The 17,423-nt window shown below is 62.2% G+C and carries 8 protein-coding genes; 5 read left to right on the top strand and 3 right to left on the bottom strand.

The window, feature by feature from the left end:
* Positions 1 to 2: 2 nt before the first annotated feature.
* The 3 genes from ileS to rnr all read right to left on the bottom strand — a co-directional run bounded on the left by ileS (position 3) and on the right by rnr (position 5,610).
* Complete coding sequence (gene ileS, locus ACNKH3_RS03290; RefSeq protein ID WP_420208257.1) at positions 3 to 2,813, bottom strand: isoleucine--tRNA ligase; 2,811 nt, start codon at positions 2,811 to 2,813, stop codon at positions 3 to 5.
* Between the two features lie 148 nt (positions 2,814 to 2,961).
* Entirely contained in the window at positions 2,962 to 3,432 is a 471-nt protein-coding gene (locus ACNKH3_RS03285; protein ID WP_417916241.1) for a DUF721 domain-containing protein, read from the bottom strand.
* 3 nt (positions 3,433 to 3,435) lie between these two features.
* The gene (gene rnr, locus ACNKH3_RS03280) at positions 3,436 to 5,610 is read right to left on the bottom strand and encodes a ribonuclease R (protein ID WP_420208238.1); all 2,175 of its coding nucleotides are present in this window, start codon (positions 5,608 to 5,610) and stop codon (positions 3,436 to 3,438) included.
* Between the two features lie 94 nt (positions 5,611 to 5,704).
* On the opposite strand from rnr, the gene ACNKH3_RS03275 reads away from it, so the two are divergent.
* The 5 genes from ACNKH3_RS03275 (at position 5,705) to ACNKH3_RS03255 (ending at position 17,395) form a co-directional block, all read left to right on the top strand.
* A complete protein-coding gene (locus ACNKH3_RS03275) occupies positions 5,705 to 7,816 on the top strand; it encodes an HD domain-containing protein (protein ID WP_420208237.1) in 2,112 nt (703 codons plus the stop codon).
* Positions 7,817 to 7,908: 92 nt separating this feature from the next.
* Positions 7,909 to 12,891, top strand: a complete 4,983-nt coding sequence (locus tag ACNKH3_RS03270) for an AsmA family protein (protein ID WP_420208236.1) — start codon at positions 7,909 to 7,911, stop codon at positions 12,889 to 12,891.
* 100 nt (positions 12,892 to 12,991) lie between these two features.
* Entirely contained in the window at positions 12,992 to 14,422 is a 1,431-nt protein-coding gene (purF, locus tag ACNKH3_RS03265) for an amidophosphoribosyltransferase (RefSeq protein ID WP_420208235.1), read from the top strand.
* A 12-nt stretch (positions 14,423 to 14,434) separates the two neighbouring features.
* A complete protein-coding gene (locus tag ACNKH3_RS03260) occupies positions 14,435 to 14,626 on the top strand; it encodes a ferredoxin (RefSeq protein ID WP_420208234.1) in 192 nt (63 codons plus the stop codon).
* 9 nt (positions 14,627 to 14,635) lie between these two features.
* Positions 14,636 to 17,395 (top strand): NACHT domain-containing protein, encoded by a 2,760-nt coding sequence (locus tag ACNKH3_RS03255; protein WP_420208233.1) that lies wholly within the window; start codon positions 14,636 to 14,638, stop codon positions 17,393 to 17,395.
* The last annotated feature ends 28 nt before the right edge of the window (positions 17,396 to 17,423 follow it).

The raw sequence follows: 17,423 nt of genomic DNA, 5'->3' as shown, positions 1-17,423 counted from the left end.
GATCAGCCTGCCAGATTGCGGACAACAACGGCGCAGCGGCTGCACAGGGACGGATGCTCGCTGTCTTGGCCGACACTGGAGGAAATCATCCAGCAGCGCTCGCATTTGCCGCCTGGCGCGGGCCGGACAGCGATTTTCAGCCCGGCGATTTCCTCGGAGGCGGTGAAGGCGGCCTCGTCCGCGGTGCTGGCGATTTTAAGGCTGGAGACTATGCACAGCTCGCGCAGCAGCTCCTCCTTGCCGCTGAGGAATCCGGCCAGCTCGCCTTCGGCGACCAGCAGCACCTCGGCATCTAACGACAGGCCGATCACCTTATCCCGCCGCGCACCCTCCAGCACCTTGGTGATTTCGCCGCGCAGAGCCAGCAGGCGGTTCCAGCGCGTGTCCAGCTCGGCATCAGTGGTGATGTCATCAACCTTGGGGAATGCAGCAAAAAAGACCGACTGCTCAATGGGCGAATTCTCGTCCAGGCCGTGCAGATGCTCCCATGCCTCGGCAGCAGTGACACTGAGAATCGGGGCCATCAGGCGGAGCAGGCCGTCCAGAATCCGGTGCAGCACGGTCTGCGCGGCGCGGCGGCCCGGCGCATTGGTGCCGGAGCAATAGAGCCGGTCTTTGAGGATGTCCGCATACAGGCTGGAAATGGTGATGCCGCAGAAGTTGATCAGATTGTGGTAGATGGAGTGGAATTCGTAGCTCTCGTACGCCTTTTCCGTCCGGCGCACCAGCTCGGCATAGCGGGCCAAGGCCCAGCGGTCTAATTCGCGCAGCTGCTCCGGCCCGACGCTGTCCTTGGCCGGATCGAAGTCGCTGAGATTGGAGAGGAGGAAGCGGACGGTGTTGCGGATCTTGCGGTAGGCATCAGCGACATGGCGGAGGATCTCCTCGGAGACCTTTACATCATCGCGGTAGTCCTCGCAGGCCACCCAGAGACGGAGTATCTCCGCCCCGAATTTGTCAATCATTTCCTGCGGCAGAATGACATTACCCAAGGATTTTGACATCTTCTTGCCCTTGCCGTCCACGACAAAGCCGTGGGTCAGCACTCCCTTGAACGGCGCACATTCACGGGTGCCGACCGAAGTCAGCAGCGAGGACTGGAACCAGCCGCGATGCTGGTCGCTGCCTTCAAGGTACAAATCCGCAGGTGAGCGCAGCTCAGGCCGCGCCTCCAGCACCGCCGCGTGGCTCACGCCGGAATCGAACCAGACATCAAGGATGTCGTGCTCTTTCTCGAACTTGGCGCAGCCGCAGGCGCACTGCGTCCCGGCAGGAACAAAATCCGCCGCCTCGTGCTGGAACCAGGCATCCGCGCCTTCCTGCTCGAACAGCTCCTCAATTTTGGCGCAGACTGCCGCATCTTTGAGGATCTCGCCGCAGCTGGCGCAGGTCAGTACAGTCAGCGGCACGCCCCACGAGCGCTGGCGGGACAGGCACCAGTCAGGCCGCCCTTCCACCATACCCTGAATGCGCTGCTCGCCCCAGGCAGGTGTCCATTGCACTTTTTTGATTGCGGCCAATGCCTTCTCGCGCAGTCCGTTCTGCTCCATTGAGATGAACCACTGCTTGGTGGCCCGGTAGATGACCGGCTTCTTGCAACGCCAGCAGTGCGGGTACGAATGATCGATCTCGCTTTCTTTGACCAAAACCCCGGCGGCTGCCATGTCGTCGTTGATCTCCCGATTGACCATCGGGATGCGGCGGCTTGCGTATTTCCCGGCATCGGCGGTGTACTGGCCTGCGTCGTCCAAGGGTGAGAGCACCTCCAAGCCGTAGCGGAGGCCGGTGAGGTAGTCGTCCGTGCCGTGGCCGGGCGCGGTGTGGACGCAGCCGGTGCCGGAATCAGCGGTGACATAATCCGCCAAGACAATGAGCGAGTCGCGCTCGAAGAAAGGATGGCGGCATTTCTTGCCCTCCAAGCCTTTGGCGGAGAAGGTGCAGAGCACGCTGTAGTCCGTGATGCCGAATTCGGTGAAGCATTTTTCCACCAGCTCTTTGGCAAGGATCCAGATTTCGTCTCGCACTGCGACTGCGGCATAAACGAAATCCGGGTGGAAGGCCACGGCCATGTTGGCAGGCAACGTCCACGGGGTGGTGGTCCATATCAGGACAGAGACCTTCCGCTCCTGCCCGGCCAGCTCAGGAATGATCCCGCTGAAATCGTCGGCAAAGGGGAATTTAACATAAATTGAGGGCGAGCTGTGGTTATAATACTCAACCTCGGCCTCAGCCAAGGCGGTGCGGCAGCTGGAGCACCAATAGACTGGTTTCTTCGAGCGGATCACCCCGCCATTGAGCAAGAACCTGTTGAACTCGCGGGCAATGGCGGCCTCGTAGCCGTAGCTCATGGTCAGATAGGGATTGTCCCAGTCACCGAGCACGCCCAGCCGCCGGAACTGCCCCTTCTGCGCGGCAATCCATTGCTCGGCGTATTTGCGGCAGGCGGCCCGTTTCTCCAGCGTGGAAATCACTTCCTTGCGCTCGCCCAGCTCCTTGTCCACGTTGTGCTCGATGGGCAGGCCGTGGCAGTCCCAGCCCGGCACGTAAGGCGCGTTGAACCCGGCCATCCGCCGCGACTTGAGGATGATGTCCTTGAGCACCTTGTTGAAGGCCGTGCCGAGATGGATGTTGCCGTTGGCGTAGGGCGGGCCGTCATGGAGAATGAACAGGGGCCGGTCCGCCGCAGCCTGCTGGAGCTTTTCGTACAGCCTCTCCCTGTCCCAGCGTTCCAGATACTGCGGCTCCTTCTGGCTCAGGCTGGCCTTCATGTTGAACTTGGTCTTGGGCAGGTTCAGGGTGTCCCGGTAATCCATGTTGTTCACGCGGAGAAAGGTGTTGTTATTCTGACGGGTCAAAAACAATGCGCTGACCGCGAAGCAGCCTGAGTCATGCAGGCGGAAGTGAAATCAGGAAAGATTTTACTCGGAACGGACGAAGATGCAAGGGAAAAGGTCTGCGGCTTCAGCTGTTCCGCATGGACTCCACCCGCCGCCAGAAGCGGCAGAAAGCCTCCCGCGCCTCCGGGTCGGCGATGGCATCCGCCAGCCGCCGGAAAGCCCGCTCGCGCTCTGGATCAACCGGCGCAGGCGGCGGCTCAGGCTTCTCCGTCGGCAGGGCGGGAAAATCAGCGGGCTGAAGCGTCCAGCGCAGGTCAGCGACCTGCGGGCCGCCGTATTCCTGAAGGAAGTCATTGACCTTGGCCAGCAGCTCCGGCTTGGCGAAACCGAGCTGCTGCATCCAGATCGCGTGCGTGGTGTAAATCCACAGCTCCGTGCTGAGGAAGTAGGCGGGCAGGCTGTTGGCGGCCAAGACCGGGCCGACCATCTTCGGCCAGCGTTTAGTCAGGCCGAGCAGATACTTCTGATGGCCCCAGCTCTCGGTCAGGCCGCTCAAACCGGCGGCCAGCGGCTTCAGCTCATCCTGCCCGGCCATGCTTCAGCCCGCCACGGCAAAGGTCAGCTTGCGACTGAGCGGATCCACCTGCACCAGCCGCACCCGGATGAGGTCGCCGAGACGGTAGCGGCGGCCTGTGCGCTCGCCGAGCAGCTGGTGGCCGGTGCTGTCGTGGCGATACCAGTCATCCTTCATCTCCTTGACCGGCACTGCGCCGCTGATCAGGCATTCGACCAGCTCGACAAAGAGACCGAAGGAAGTCACCCCGGAGATGACCGCGTCGAACTCCTCCGTCACCCTCTCCCGCAGAAAGAGCACAGCCAGCCGGGCCTGCGCGTCGCGCTCGGTCTCCACCGCTGTCCGCTCCCTGCCGGAGAGAAAGCCACCTGCGGCCTCCAGCGTCTCGCCCTCAGACAGCACCGGCGCAGTCTTCTTCTTGGTCAGCAGGTTCTGGAGGACGCGGTGGGCGACCAAGTCCGGGTAGCGGCGGATGGGCGAGGTGAAGTGCAGGTAGTACTCAGCGGCAAGGCCGAAGTGGCCGAGGTTCTCCGGCGTGTATCTGGCCCGCTGCATGGTGCGCAGGAGCAAGTTGTTGACCACGTACTCCGCCGGGCTGCCCTTGGTCTTGGCGAGCACTTCGGCAAACCAGGCCGGGCCAATGGAATGCTTGGGCAGTTCCACGCCCATCGCGGCGGCCGTGGCGATGAAGTCGCGCACCTTCTCCGGGTCGGGATTCTCATGCACCCGAAAGAGCACCGGCATCTCCGCCTTATCCAATTCCTCGGCCACAGCCTCGTTGGCCGCAAGCATGAATTCTTCCACCAGCAGATGGGCCTGATTGCGCTTCAGCCTGCTGACTGAAGCGATTTTGTTGCCGTCAAGGCGGATGTCGGCCTCTGGTATGGTGAAGCCGAGCGAGCCGCGTCGGCTGCGCTGCTCGGCGAGCAAGGCGGCCAGCTCCTTGGCCTTCTCCAGCATGGGAAGATGCGCTTTGTACGTCTGCCGGGCAGCTTTGTCGCGCAGATAGATCAGCTCGTTGACCGTGTCGTAAGTGAAGCGGCAGTGGCTGAGGATCAGGCTCTTGGCGAACTTCGCCCCTGTCCGGCGGCCCTGCGCGTCGAAATCAAGAATGGCGGTGAAGGCGGGCCGATCCTGCTCCGGCACGAGCGAGCAGAGGTCGTTGGAAAGCCGCTCCGGCAGCATCGGCAGCACCATGTTCGGCAGATAGACGCTGGTGCCGCGCTGATACGCCTCGCGGTCAAGGGCAGTGCCGGGCCGGACATAGTGGCTGACATCGGCGATGGAGACAAAGAGCCGCCAGCCCTGCTGCGTTTTCTGCACGCAAACCGCATCGTCGAAGTCCTTGGCTGTGGCTCCGTCAATGGTGACGTGGCGGAGATGGCGCAAATCGCGTCGGCCTTTGTCCAATTCAGTCAGCGGCACGAGCGCGGCGGCCTCAGCCTCCACTTCCGGCGGGAAGACGCGGGGCAGGTCAAACTGCTGCACCGCCATGCGCAGCTGCACCGGCACGCTGTCCGGCAACCCCAGCACCTCCACCACCCGGCCCAGCGGCTGCCGCTGCGGCGTGCCGTAGTCAAGCACCTCCACCAGCACGGCCATGCCGTCCTCGGCATCCAGTGACTCGCTCCGCTTGACCCGGACGGTGAAGGGCAGCTTGTCGCTGTCCGGCGTGACTTCGCCCATGCTGCGGCCGCCCACGTACACGCCGCAGAGATGGGTGTAGGCGCGCTTCTCAATCTCCACCACCTCGCCTTCAGGCCGCGATGACGACGAGCCGATCATCCGCACCAGCACGGTGTCGCCATGCCCCGCGCCGTTCAAGCCTGAGGCAGGGATGAAAACATCCTTCTGCTGGCGGGCCACGTTGCCTTCCAGCACCGCGAAGCCGAAGCCCTTGCTGGTCATTGAGAGCCGCGCCCGGAGCAGATCGCGCTGCGCCGCCGCCTGCCAGTGCTGGCCGCTGCGGCTGACTTGGCCCGCCTTCTCCAGCACGCCGAGGGCCTCCTTGACCAAGTTCCGCTCCTGCTCCGGCAGGCCGAGGCCGCCGCAGACGGCGGCCAGCGTCAGCGGCTCCTGCTGGCGGCTGAGGAAGGCAAGCAGCCGCTCGCTCAGAGGAATGTCCTGCTCATGCCGTTTCCGGCGGGGATGGTGGTGATGATCCTGCCGCCGCTTGTCTTTTTGTCGTTTTGGTGCCATGCCGCTCCTTTTGTGACGGAACACTGTTTGCTTATCTAAGAGCATCAGTGTACACTACAAAGCCGCAAAGAGGAAGCCCGCAAAGGACGGAAGCATGGACGCGAAACGATTTGACTTGGAACAGTACCGCCGCGAGATGGAGGCCCTCATCGGCAGCGGCCCGGCAGCGCGGCTTTTCTATGAGGCGCTGGACTTCGCCGTTGCCGCGCATGAAGGGCAGATGCGCCGCTCCGGCGATCCCTACATCATCCATCCCTGCTCCACGGCCCGCATTCTCGCTGAGGAGCTGGACATTAAGAATGCCGAGATCCTCGCCGCCGCCCTGCTCCATGACACCATCGAGGACGTGGAGGAGATTGTTCCGGCCCTGATCCGGGAGAAGTTTGGCCAGACGGTCGAGGCCATAGTTGTCGGCTGCACCAAGGTCAAGCACCACAGCGGCGACAAGCAGGCTCTGAAGAAGCTGGTGCATCGCCAGCTTTTTACCGGCGCGGCAGCCCGGCCAGAGGTGATGATCGTCAAGATCGCCGACCGCTTGCACAACCTGCGCACCCTCGACTCGATGCCCCGCCACAAGCGGCAGCGCATCGCTGACGAGACGCTGGACTTCTACGCGCCGTTAGCCACCATCCTCGGCCTGTTCGCAGTCAAGCGGGAGCTGTACAACCGCGCCCTGCGCAACAAATTTCCCAAGCAGGGGCACAAGCTCCAGCAGCATATCGGCAGATTAGAGAGCAACCCGGCCCTTGCCGCCTTGACCGCGAAGATTGAAAACGCCCTGAAAGCGGCGGGCATCGCGGCCAGCGTGGTCATCCGCACCAAGGGCCTCTGGGGCTATTACGATCCAAAGAACCATCTCCTGCGCACGGAGATTGACATCCCGCAGGAAATCCTGATCACCACCGGCGAGCGGATCAGCTGCTATCAGATCCTTGGCATCCTCAACGAAATTTTCCCGCCTGCGCCGCGCACCATCCGCGACTTCATCGCCAATCCCAAGCCCACCGGCTATCAGGGCCTGCACGCCAAGGCGATCATTGACGGCGGCAAATATCTCTTCAAGATCCGCACCGAGGAGATGGCCCGCAGTGCCCATTGCGGCTTAGTCAAAGACTGGAACCCCAGCGACCGCAAGCTGGACCGCTTCCTGACCGAGCTGAAGGAGATGTTCGACATTCTCGGCAGCGACGACGCGGTCTCCTACCGGGACATGATCGCGGCCAGCGGGCGCAAGGAAATCTACACCTACACCCCGGACGGCGACCTGATCTGCCTGCCCGTGCATTCAGCGGTGCTGGACTTCGCCTTTCATATCCACACCGACATCGGCCATAGCTGCGTCGGGGCGATGATCGGCAAAAAACGGGCTGAGCCGGGCGACATGCTTCAGGACGGCAGCGTGGTGCGCATCATCCGCCAGGACTTGCCGGTGGATTTCGATTTGGAGATGCAGAGCAGGTGCCAGACCCCGCGCGCCCGCAGCGAGCTGGCCAAAGCCTTCCGCGAGCGGATCAAGCATGTGGCGGTCAGCACCGGGCGGGCGGTCTTGGAGCAGGAGATGCGCCGCTACGGCCTGCCTTTTGACCTGATCGAGCATCCGGGCATGGAGCACATCCTGCTCTATTTCAACATTTCCTCCAATGAGGAGCTGCTCCAGCGGGTCGGGCAAGGCCGCATTCACATGCGCGAGCTGATTTATGAAATCAGCAGCGGCCTGCTCCAGAATCGGGACATGGTGCTGCATCAGCCCACCGGCATCCTCAACCGCATCGAGCTGACCACCATTGATCCGGTGGTGGTCAAATCCTCGGCCTGCTGCCGCCCCACGCCCTTGGACCGGGGGCTGGTCGGCCTGCTCAGCCTGCGCGGCATCTCCCTTCACTGCAAGGACTGCTTTCAGCTGAAAAAGCTGAAATTTCAGCGCGAGGACGCGGTGGAGGTGCGCTGGCGGCAGAGCAGCACGCCGGTGCCCAAGCCGCAGAAATTCATTGTCGCCGAGATCACGTCCAAATACCTCTTCAGCCGCCTGGCTGAGGGGCCGGAAGAGCTGCGGGTGACGCAGGTCAGCCGCCTGAGCGGCAGCCCGGACGCGGCGGCCAGCACCTGGGAGGTGCAGTTCAGCGTGGCCAATCTGCTCGGCCTGAAACGGGTCATCCGCCACCTTGACCGCTCCTTTCTCGCCTACAAGTTTGATTTCCGGCAGTAAGCCGCTTGCTTTCTCCGCGCAGCACGGTACAATTTCGCTTGTCCAATCCCCAAGCGGCCCGTTCCGCACCGCCTTCACGTCAGCCAGCCGCCATGAGCGACAAACAGCATCTCAGCCCGCCGACCGCCCCGCCTGATTTCGGCGAGATACCAATTCATTCCGGCGGGCTGCCGCCCCGTCCGCGCAGCCCCCGTTCTGCTCCTCCGCCAAAGGCGGCTCCGGCCAAGCCGCCGGAAAAAGCCGCCCGGAAAAAGCCGCTGCGCTCCGGCGGCAGACGCTGGGGCCGTCTCTGTCTTGTCCTGCTTGCCACCGCGCCGGCGCTGCTGCTGCTCTGCGCCGCAGCCGGGCTGCACCTGCTGCCGCGTTATGTCAAAGGGCCGCTGGCCGAGGAGCTGGGCCGCCGCCTCGGCAGGCCGGTGACGATTGCTGAAGCCAGCTTTGATCCGCTGCGCCTTGAACTCCGCCTTGGCGAGATCACTGTCGGTCCGGCGGCGGCCAGCCCGGAGGAAGAGGAGCTGGCCCGGATCGCCAGCCTCGCCGCCCGCATCCAGCCTGCGGCCCTGCTGCGGCGGCAGATTGTGCTGGAAGACCTCCGCATTGACCGGCTGCGGGCCAGCCTGCGCCGCCGCGCTGACGGCAGCTTCAATTTTCTCGCCGCCCGCAGCGGCCTGAACCTGAACGCTCTGCCGGACTGGCTGCGCATCCAAGGGCTGCGCCTCAGCCGCAGCACGGTGCATTTTTTTGATCAGCCGAGCGGCAAAAAGCATTTAGTCGAGCATATTGAACTCACCCTGCCCGCGCCCGGCCAAGATATTGAGCCGACCCTGAGCGCGGCGGTCAACTCCAGCCCGCTCCAGATCACCGGCCAGCGGCAGGAGGAAGGCGGCAGCGCGGAGACCAAGCTCGCCATCAAGCTCGACAATCTCGACCCGCAGCAGTATCTCGGCCTGCTGCCGGGGCTGGCGGAAAAACTGCGACTGAGCGCGCAGCGGGCCGACGCGGTTTTGGAGATAGTTCTTCAGGATGCGGACAAAGGTCCGGCAGTCACCGGCTCCGTCACCTTCTCCAAACTGCTGGCGCAGTCGGCGGACTGCGAGGAGCAGCCGGAGCAGTGCGCCCGCCTGGCCGCCCCGGTGGCGCATCTCATTGTCCGGGTTCATCCTCTCCAGAAGCTCTGGGCTGTTGAGGAGCTGCTGCTGGAGGAGCCGCTGCTGGAGCTGCCCGCCAGTCAGGAGGAGCTGCTGGCAGGCGGCGGGCAGCTGGCGGCCAAGGCCGCCGCCTTGCTCAATCCTGAAGGCATCGGCCTGAACGTGGGCAGGCTGACGCTGAACAAAGGCCGGGTGCGGAGCGGCGCAAAAGAATGGGCTGAGGCGCAGCTGGAACTGAGCGGCTTTCAGAACGTCAAGGCTGCCGCGCTGGCGGAAGAGCCGGGCGAATCCCTGTTCTCGCTGGCAGCGGTCAGCGGCACGTCGGCCTTCGATTTCAAAGGCAGCGCAGATCCGGCCTTCAATCTTTCCGGCAGCCTCAGTTTGCAGAACATGCAGGCTGACATGCTGCTGCCGTATCTCGCCGCCGCTGACAGCGGCCTGAGATTCACCAAAGGCGCGGCGGACATTTCCGGCAGCTTCAAGCTGGACCAGCAGAACGGCGGAACAGCGGCGGCCTTCTCCGCCAACACTGTGACGGTGCGGGACTTCGCCCTCCAACGCGGCGGTAAAAAAACCGCGCCTCTGCTGATCGGCAAAAATTTCAGCGGCGCAGACTGCTCTTTAGACAGCGGCGGCGTGGCCTGCGGCAAGGTTGTCCTTGATCAGACGGACTTTGCCGACAGCAAACTGCTCCTGCCCTCTGGCGGCACGAAGAGCGCAGCCCTGCGCTTTGCCGCCAAAACGCTGGAGCTGCGCAATTCCTCCGCCCGGCTGGCTTTGGGCGGGATTGATCTGCCGCTTTCCGGCCTCAACCTGACTGTGCAGGAGGACAGGCGCCTCAAGCTGACCGCAGCGGCAGGCAGGAAAGGCAGCGTCGAACTCACCGGCGCGGCGGAAAAAGATAAAAATGGCGCAGTCCTGCTGGCTGGCGACCTCGCCCTGAAAAACCTTGCTCCCGGCCTGCTGGAGGAATATCTCTCCAAAGACGGGAGCATCCGCTTCAGCCAAGGCGCGGCGGATGTTTCCGGCGCATTCCGGCTGGAGCAAGGCCGGATGCAGCTCTCCGGCGGGACGGTTGCGGTGCGGGATTTCAGCCTCCAGCAGGGCAAGGCGGCTCTGCTCTCCGGCAAAACCTTGAGCGGCGCGGACTGCGCCCTGAACGGCAGCGGCATGGCCTGCGGCAAGATCATGCTTGATCAGGCGGATTTCGCCGATTCCGGCTTTTTCCTGCAACCGGCAGGCAGGCTGCGCTTTACGGCCAGCGCGCTGGAGCTGAAAAATTCCGCCGCCCGGCTGCTGCTCGGCGCGACGCAGCTGCCGCTCTCCGGCCTCAGCCTCAGCCTCAGCGGGCAGAACAATTTCAAGCTGGAGGCGGCGGCAGGCGGCTCCGGCAGGCTGGAAATCAGCGGCACGGCGGCCAAGAGCGACGCGGGCCTGACCGTCTCCGGCAGCCTGGCCCTGCGCGAGGTGACGGCCTCCCTGCTTGACATGTATCTTTCTGAAAGCGGCGATATCCGCTTCAGCCAAGGCACAGCGGCCCTCAGCGGCACAGGCCGCCTGACCGCAGGCGCAGGCGGCGCTGCGCTGAATCTGGCCGACGGCACAGCGGCAGTGCAGGACTTCGTCCTCCAGCGCGGCGGCGCGGTGCTGCTCTCCGGCAAAAGCCTGAACGGCGCAGCCTGCGTCCTTGACAGCCGCCGCATGAGCTGCGGCAGCCTCGCGCTGGATCAGGCCAGTTTCGCCGATCCCGGCTTTTTCCTCCGCCCGCAGAACGGCCTGCGTTTCTCCGCCGAGAGCGTGGAAATCAGCAAATCAGCCGCGCCGCTGCGGCTGGGCGGCGGCGGGGAGCTGGCGTTGTCCGGTCTGAGCCTGCGTTTGAACGGCCTGCCCGGCCCAGTCAGCGTGGAGGCGGCGGCGGGCGGCGGCAAATTTGAACTCAGCGGCGAGGCCGCCAAAAACTCGGCGGGCCTCAGCCTCTCCGGCACGCTGGCCCTGAAAAATGTCGGGGCAGCTTTGCTGAATCCTTATCTCGGTGACGGATTGCGGCTGCGTAAAGGCCGTGCGGAGATAAGCGGCAGCGGCAGCCTGACCTCGGCGGACAGCGGTCTGGAGCTGCATCTGTCCGGCGGTGCAGTGGCACTGCGGGATTTCGCCCTTGATCACGGCGGAGAGACCCTGCTTTCCGGTGCCTCATTAGACGGCTCAGACTGCTCGTTAGACGGCGCGTCCCGCCGCATGAGCTGCGGCAGCGTCACGCTGGCTGAGGCGGATTTCGCGGAAACGGCCCCTGCCCTCTTCGTTCACGCCGACGGGCTGCGTTTCACCGCGAACACGGTGGAGATCAGCGGCTCTTCCGCCCGCCTGCCGCTCGGCAGCGGGGCAAACCGGCCCTTGCTGCCGCTGTCCGGGCTGAACATGCGCCTGAGCGGCCTGCGCGAGGCGCAGCCGGGACAAAACCTCCTCGTAGAGGCGGCAGTCGGGCAAGGCCGCTTCAAGGCTGAAGGCAGCCTGCGCCGCGACGGCAGCGGCGCGGCGGCGGTCACGGCGGAGCAGCTTGACCTCCGGCTGTTCAGCAAAGCCTTTGCCGGACTGTTCCGGGACGGGCTGGCCCCCGGCCTGACGCAGGGCCGCCTGAGCTTTCAAGGCCAGTTCGCCCTGCCGGAAAGCCGTTTCACCGGCGATTTCCAAATTGACAGCCTGGCCGCCGAAACCAGCCGGGGCGACAGCCTGCGCTGGCGGCGGGCCGCAGCCAGCAACACAGCGGTCGCCTTGTCGCCTTTTGCCGCTGCGGCGGAGAAAATCGCGCTGGATGAGCCGTCGCTGCGGCTGGCGGCGGCGGACAGTCTGCCTGCGGGCCTCTTCGCCCTGCTTCAAGGGCTGCCGCCGGTGTCTTTCGGCCAATGCAGCCTGAGCGGCGGCAGCTTTGAACGCGGCGGCAGCCGGTTCAGCGGCCTTGAAGGCAGCTTCGCCCCGGTCAAGGCAGGCTCAGCGGCGGTCTTTTCGCTGGCCGGAACACTGAACGGCGGCAATTTTGCGGTCAGCGGCAATGTCGGCAGCCAGGAGGCGGCGGTTGACAAGCTCATGGCCGAACAGCTGCCTTTGGTCAGCGCGGGCAAAGAGCTGGCCCGGCAGCTCTCCTTGGACGGCAGCCATGGCAAAATCAGCCGCACCGTGTCAGCAGAGGAAGACCGGCTGAATTTCTCCGGCTTCAGGCCGCTGCCGGAATCAGACTGCGCCCTTGTTCTGGCCTTGCTCACAGACACGGACGGCGCGTTCAGTCTGCCGCTCCAAGAGCTGCCAGCTGCGGCGGACGAGGCGGCGGTGAGCAAGGCCGCCGTCGAGCAGCTTCAGCGGCTCCGTCTGCAAAGCGTGGCCACGCCGTGGGAGCTGCTGGAGCGGCTCGCACCCAATCTGGCCCAAGCGAAAAAGACAGACTTCATTCCCGGCGACAAGGTGCCGGATTTCATGGAAGGTTTGGACGGTCTCCGCGCCCTCTCCGCCCTGCGTCCGCATCTCGGCTGGGCGGTCAAGGGCTGCTATGATCAGAAGGCGGACGCGAACGCGCTGCTTGACCAGCTGCGGAAGGCGGGCGGGCAGGAGCTGGAGGCGGAAAACCGCCGCCGGAGAGAGGAGATGGAGCGGCTGCTGGCTCAGGAGGCGCAGCGGCAGGAAACTTTGAACAGAGCGGGCCTGCCGATCATCAAGGACATGCTGCCGGATATCCGGGCGCGGCAGGATTTGCAGCCGCTGGCGGCCCGGCAGGACGCGCTGCCGGACCATGTTCTGCCGGAGCTGGCCCGCGTCCGGGCCGAGGTGGTGCGGCAGCATCTTGTCAGCAGGCTCAAGCTCCCGGCTGAGCGGGTGCGCATTGAGGAGAGCGCGGCCTGCGGGGCCAAAGTTGAGCTGCTGCCGGTGCCGTTCTGGTGAAAAACGGCAGCGTATTCCGGCAGGCCGCTGTATAGTTGGGGACAGAAAAGCTTCCCTGCGCCTCCGGCGGCGCAACCCAATCACCAGAACGAGATCGACCATGGAACATCTTGAACGGAGCAAGCCCGCCCATGAGTGCGGCATCTGCGGCATTTACGGCCACGACGACGCGGCCAAGCTGACGTATTTCGGTCTCTACGCCCTTCAGCACCGGGGCCAAGAAAGCGCGGGCATCGCCGCAGGCAACGGCCAGCGCATGGCCGTCCACAAGGCGATGGGCTTGGTGCCGGAGGTCTTCACTGAGGCCAGCCTGCAAAAGCTCTCCGGGCACTTGGCCGCTGGGCACGTGCGCTATTCCACCACCGGCGAGTCCTCAATCATCAACAGCCAGCCTTTTGCTGTCACGCATCAGGGGCTGCAATTGGCCGTGGCCCACAACGGCAATTTGGTCAACTCAATGGCCTTGCGCAATCAGCTGGAGCAGCAAGGCTCGATTTTCCAGACCACAATGGACAGCGAGATCGTCATCCAGCTGATGGCCCGCAACATGCACCTCGGTCTGGTTCCGGCGATTCAAGCCTCGTTCGCCTGCATTCAGGGCGCGTACTCGCTCCTGCTCATGACCCCGGACACCCTGATTGCGGTGCGTGACCCGAACGGCTTCCGCCCGCTCTGTCTGGGCCGTCTGGAGAACGGGGCACACGTGGTGGCCTCCGAGACCTGCGCTCTTGATCTGATCAATGCCCAATACGTCCGCGACGTGCAGCCGGGCGAGGTGCTGATCATCAACCAGCACGGCGTAGAGTCCGTCTTTCCGTGGCCAGCCAAGCAGCGGAGTTTCTGCATCTTCGAGCAGGTGTATTTCGCCCGCCCAGACAGCGACATCTTCGGCTGCAACGTCTACACCACCCGCAAGCGGATGGGAGAAATTCTCGCCCGCGAGGCGAAAATTGACGCGGATTTCGTCATGCCCTTCCCGGACTCCGGCAACTACGCAGCCATTGGCTATTCGCAGGCATCGGGCATTCCGCTGGAAATGGGCATGATCCGCAACCATTACGTGGGCCGGACCTTCATTCAGCCTTCGCAGGCCATGCGGGATTTTTCCGTCCGGGTTAAATTGAATCCGGTGCGTCCGCTGATTGAGGGCAAGCGCGTGATCATAATCGAGGATTCGATCATTCGCGGCACCACGGGCAGAAGCCGGGTCCACGCTCTGCGCAACGCCGGAGCCAAAGAGGTGCATCTGCTGGTCTCCTGCCCGCCGACCATGCACGCCTGCTATTACGGCATTGATTTTCCTTCGTCGAAAGAGCTGATTGCGGCAAAAATCTCCATCGCCGCCATCCGCGACCATATGGAGCTGGACTCGCTGACCTATCTCAGTTTGGACGGCTTGGTCGAGGCCACCGGCCTGAAGAAGGAGGATTTCTGCCTCGCCTGCTTTGACGGCAAATATCCGATCGCCCCGGATGTCACCTTCACCAAGGACTGTCTGGACGGCATCTGCGGCTGCAAAACCGGCTGCTGAGGAGCGGACGCGATGGCGGCGATAGAAATCGACAGCTACCGGTGCAGCGGCTGCGGCACCTGCGTGGAAATGTGTCCAGAAGTCTTTCGCATGGACAGCATGATGGAAAAGGCGGAGCTGGTGATGGTTGCACCTGCAATCACCGACGCGGTCTGGCAGGCGGCGGCGTTCTGCCCGGAGAAGTGCATTGCGGTGAAGGAATAGCAAGCGATCATGGTTTCTGGAGTGCTGACAACGTTGGGTATTGTCACTTGGACGGCTTTTGGTCAAGACCTTGCGCAAGAGTTGGTGAAGGAAATAATCATCAAGGCTGGTTTCGGCTCGTTATCATTGCTGCATCGGGATGCTCTGGCCAAGGCGATGAAGAAAATCATCAAAGAACTGCTTGATCTGCTTGAATACGAGCTGGGTTTGGATGAAGACACCGAACGTGAAGAGCTGATTCAGATGCAGCGGGCGGTGTCGGCATTTCTCAAGCAGCCGGAAGTGACGGATTCTATCGCCGCGTTGCTGCAAGGAGAACAGCTTGATTCAGCCGTTCTTGCTCAAGCGTGGCAGCACGTGCTGGATGCGCCGCAATTGCCGCAAGATTTTTCATGGCAGAGGATCAGCAAACGCTTCAGCCACAAGGCAGGGGAAATCCGCAACAGCATCCCGGAGCTGAAGGCAATCTTCGCGCAAAATGCGGCGGTCAAGGCGGACGAAGCCCTTGCAAGCAGCATCGGCCCGCAGCCGGATTTTGATCTTGATGTGTATGCCAAGGCATTGCTGAAAAAGTTCGGCAGGCTGAATCTTGATTGCTTGGACACCGACGGCGCGTCCTACAACGCTGTCCGCCTCTGGAGCGTCTTTGTGCCGCAGTCGGCGCGGGAATGCGAGAAGTTCCAGCCGCGCCATCTTGAATTGCCCAAAGGCGACGAAGAGCGGCAGGAGCAGCTGCGGCCTTATTTCGAGCAGCAGCCGCGTCCGGTTTTGGAGGTCTGCGCTGATCAGCAGCTGCAACGGCTGGTGATTCTCGGCGATCCTGGTTCCGGCAAATCAACCCTGCTCCGCTGCTTGGCTTTGGAATGGGCGCGGGATGAGGACGCGACCCGCCGGGCGACCGCGCCGCTGCCGCTGCTGATTGAGCTGCGCGACTATAACCAGTGGGAATGCCTCAGCGGCAAGAGCTTCATCGCCTATCTGCATCATGCGCGGAACTGGCACCGCTTTAACCAGAACGCGCTTGATGCCCTGCTGCACAGGCCGGGCCGCGTCCTGCTTCTCTTGGACGGCCTCGACGAAATCTTTGATCCGCAGCAGCGCGAGCTGGCGGTCAACGACATCTTCCGCTTCAGCAACGATTACCCCGATGCCCGGATTATCCTCACCTCGCGGGTGGTGGGCTACAAACCGGAGCGGCTGCGCGATGCCGGGTTCCGCGACTTCATGCTGCAAGATTTTGACGAGGGCCAGATCGAGGCATTCCTCAAGCTCTGGCACCAGATCACTTTCAGCGACCACGAGGAGGCGGAGCGCAAGCGGCAGCGGCTGGCCAAGGCAATCGCCGATTCGCGGCCCATCAAGCTGCTGGCGGGCAATCCGCTCCTGCTCACCTTGATGGCGATCATCAACCGCAAGGAGGAGCTGCCCCGCAACCGGGCGCGGCTCTACGAAAAGGCGGCGGAGCTGCTCTTGCAGCAGTGGGACACCGAAGCGAAACTTCTGTCTGATTTTCCCAGTCTGAGCGCGGAGATTGATCTGCGGGCCAAGGCGGCGATACTCCGCAAAGTGGCTCTTGAAATGCAGACCGCCGGAAGCAATGCCGCCAACCTGATTCAGGGCGAGAGGCTCATCAAGCTGATTGAGGAATATCTGCTGACCGAGCTGCGCTTTCCGCAAGCCCGTAAAGCTGCCAACGCCTTGGTTGAACAACTGCGCCAGCGCAATTTCATTCTCTGCTTTCTCGGCAGCGACAGCTACGGCTTTGTTCACCGCACCTTTCTGGAATATTTCTGCGCGGCTGAGTTTGTTGATCAGTTTGAGAAAAAACGCAGCTTAGACATTGACGGCCTGCTTGCGCTCTATGACCAGCATTGCCGGGAAGACGACTGGCAGGAGGTGCTGCGCCTGATCTGCGGGCAGGTTGATGAGTCATTTGCCGGGAAGATTATTGAGCATTTGACTGAGCGTGTGGATTTGGAGAAGTGGGACGGGGAAACAGAGTTGCCGGAGTTGCTTCTGGCGGTTTGGTGTTTGAGTGAAGCTGGAAACCTAAATCTGATTGAAGAAAAGATAGGATCTGATTTGTTATTAAGTGTAATTAATTGTTTTTTAGTGGAACCTATTAATGAATCTTGCCATTCAAGACAACGAGAAATTGTTGAACAGCTACTTGACGCAGCGAAGGCTGTTGGTAATAAATGGCCTGGCAAGACCGTATTTCATTTTGACAAGCAACGGCCAAAAAATTCTTTTATCGAATATCTATGGCCTATTTTCTTGGCAATTATTTTTCAACAGCGACAATGGGTTGAATATTTTTGTTTCTCTGATAGCTGTTCTTTTCGTGATGGAGGACTTGAAGCATTGGCAGCACATTGGCAAGATGCGCGTACTCGCCAAATACTCATAGAACGTATACAGAGAGCTGAAAACGAAACATTTTGCTGTCCAGCATTAAAATTATTATCAACATATTGGCCTGATGAAAAAACTAGTCAACTAATTAAAGAGTTTTATACCATTAGTAATACAGGTGCTTTTTTGGTAGGAAAACAGCATTCCCGTTTTGGCGAATTTGTATTCCAGCAATACCCAGGAAGTAACTTCGACATGTGGCATGACCCACGCCAACCTATCCCCCCAGAGCATATCCAAGAAGCCGCAGAAGAAGCCGGTATTCCCCCGGACAAAATAGACGAGGCTGTGCGTTCGCTTTCAGCGCACATGGGCTGGGACATCACCAAGGGCAGCTTGGCCGGGAAGCTGTAGGGGCAGTTCGCGAACTGCCCCTACTCTC

It is taken from the genome of Candidatus Electronema sp. JC (genome assembly GCF_048287365.2).
Taxonomy (GTDB): Bacteria; Desulfobacterota; Desulfobulbia; order Desulfobulbales; family Desulfobulbaceae; genus Electronema.
The sequence above is the reverse complement of the archived record's forward strand: the minus strand, read 5'-3'. Positions and strand labels throughout refer to the sequence as shown.

Bases quoted from the DNA above. Each gene is read 5' to 3' on its own strand.
- ileS (WP_420208257.1), bottom strand. From the start codon at position 2,813: ATGGATTACCGGGACACCCTGAACCTGCCCAAGACCAAGTTCAACATG.
- ACNKH3_RS03285 (WP_417916241.1), bottom strand. From the start codon at position 3,432: ATGGCCGGGCAGGATGAGCTGAAGCCGCTGGCCGCCGGTTTGAGCGGC.
- rnr (WP_420208238.1), bottom strand. From the start codon at position 5,610: ATGGCACCAAAACGACAAAAAGACAAGCGGCGGCAGGATCATCACCAC.
- ACNKH3_RS03275 (WP_420208237.1), top strand. From the start codon at position 5,705: ATGGACGCGAAACGATTTGACTTGGAACAGTACCGCCGCGAGATGGAG.
- ACNKH3_RS03270 (WP_420208236.1), top strand. From the start codon at position 7,909: ATGAGCGACAAACAGCATCTCAGCCCGCCGACCGCCCCGCCTGATTTC.
- purF (WP_420208235.1), top strand. From the start codon at position 12,992: ATGGAACATCTTGAACGGAGCAAGCCCGCCCATGAGTGCGGCATCTGC.
- ACNKH3_RS03260 (WP_420208234.1), top strand. From the start codon at position 14,435: ATGGCGGCGATAGAAATCGACAGCTACCGGTGCAGCGGCTGCGGCACC.
- ACNKH3_RS03255 (WP_420208233.1), top strand. From the start codon at position 14,636: ATGGTTTCTGGAGTGCTGACAACGTTGGGTATTGTCACTTGGACGGCT.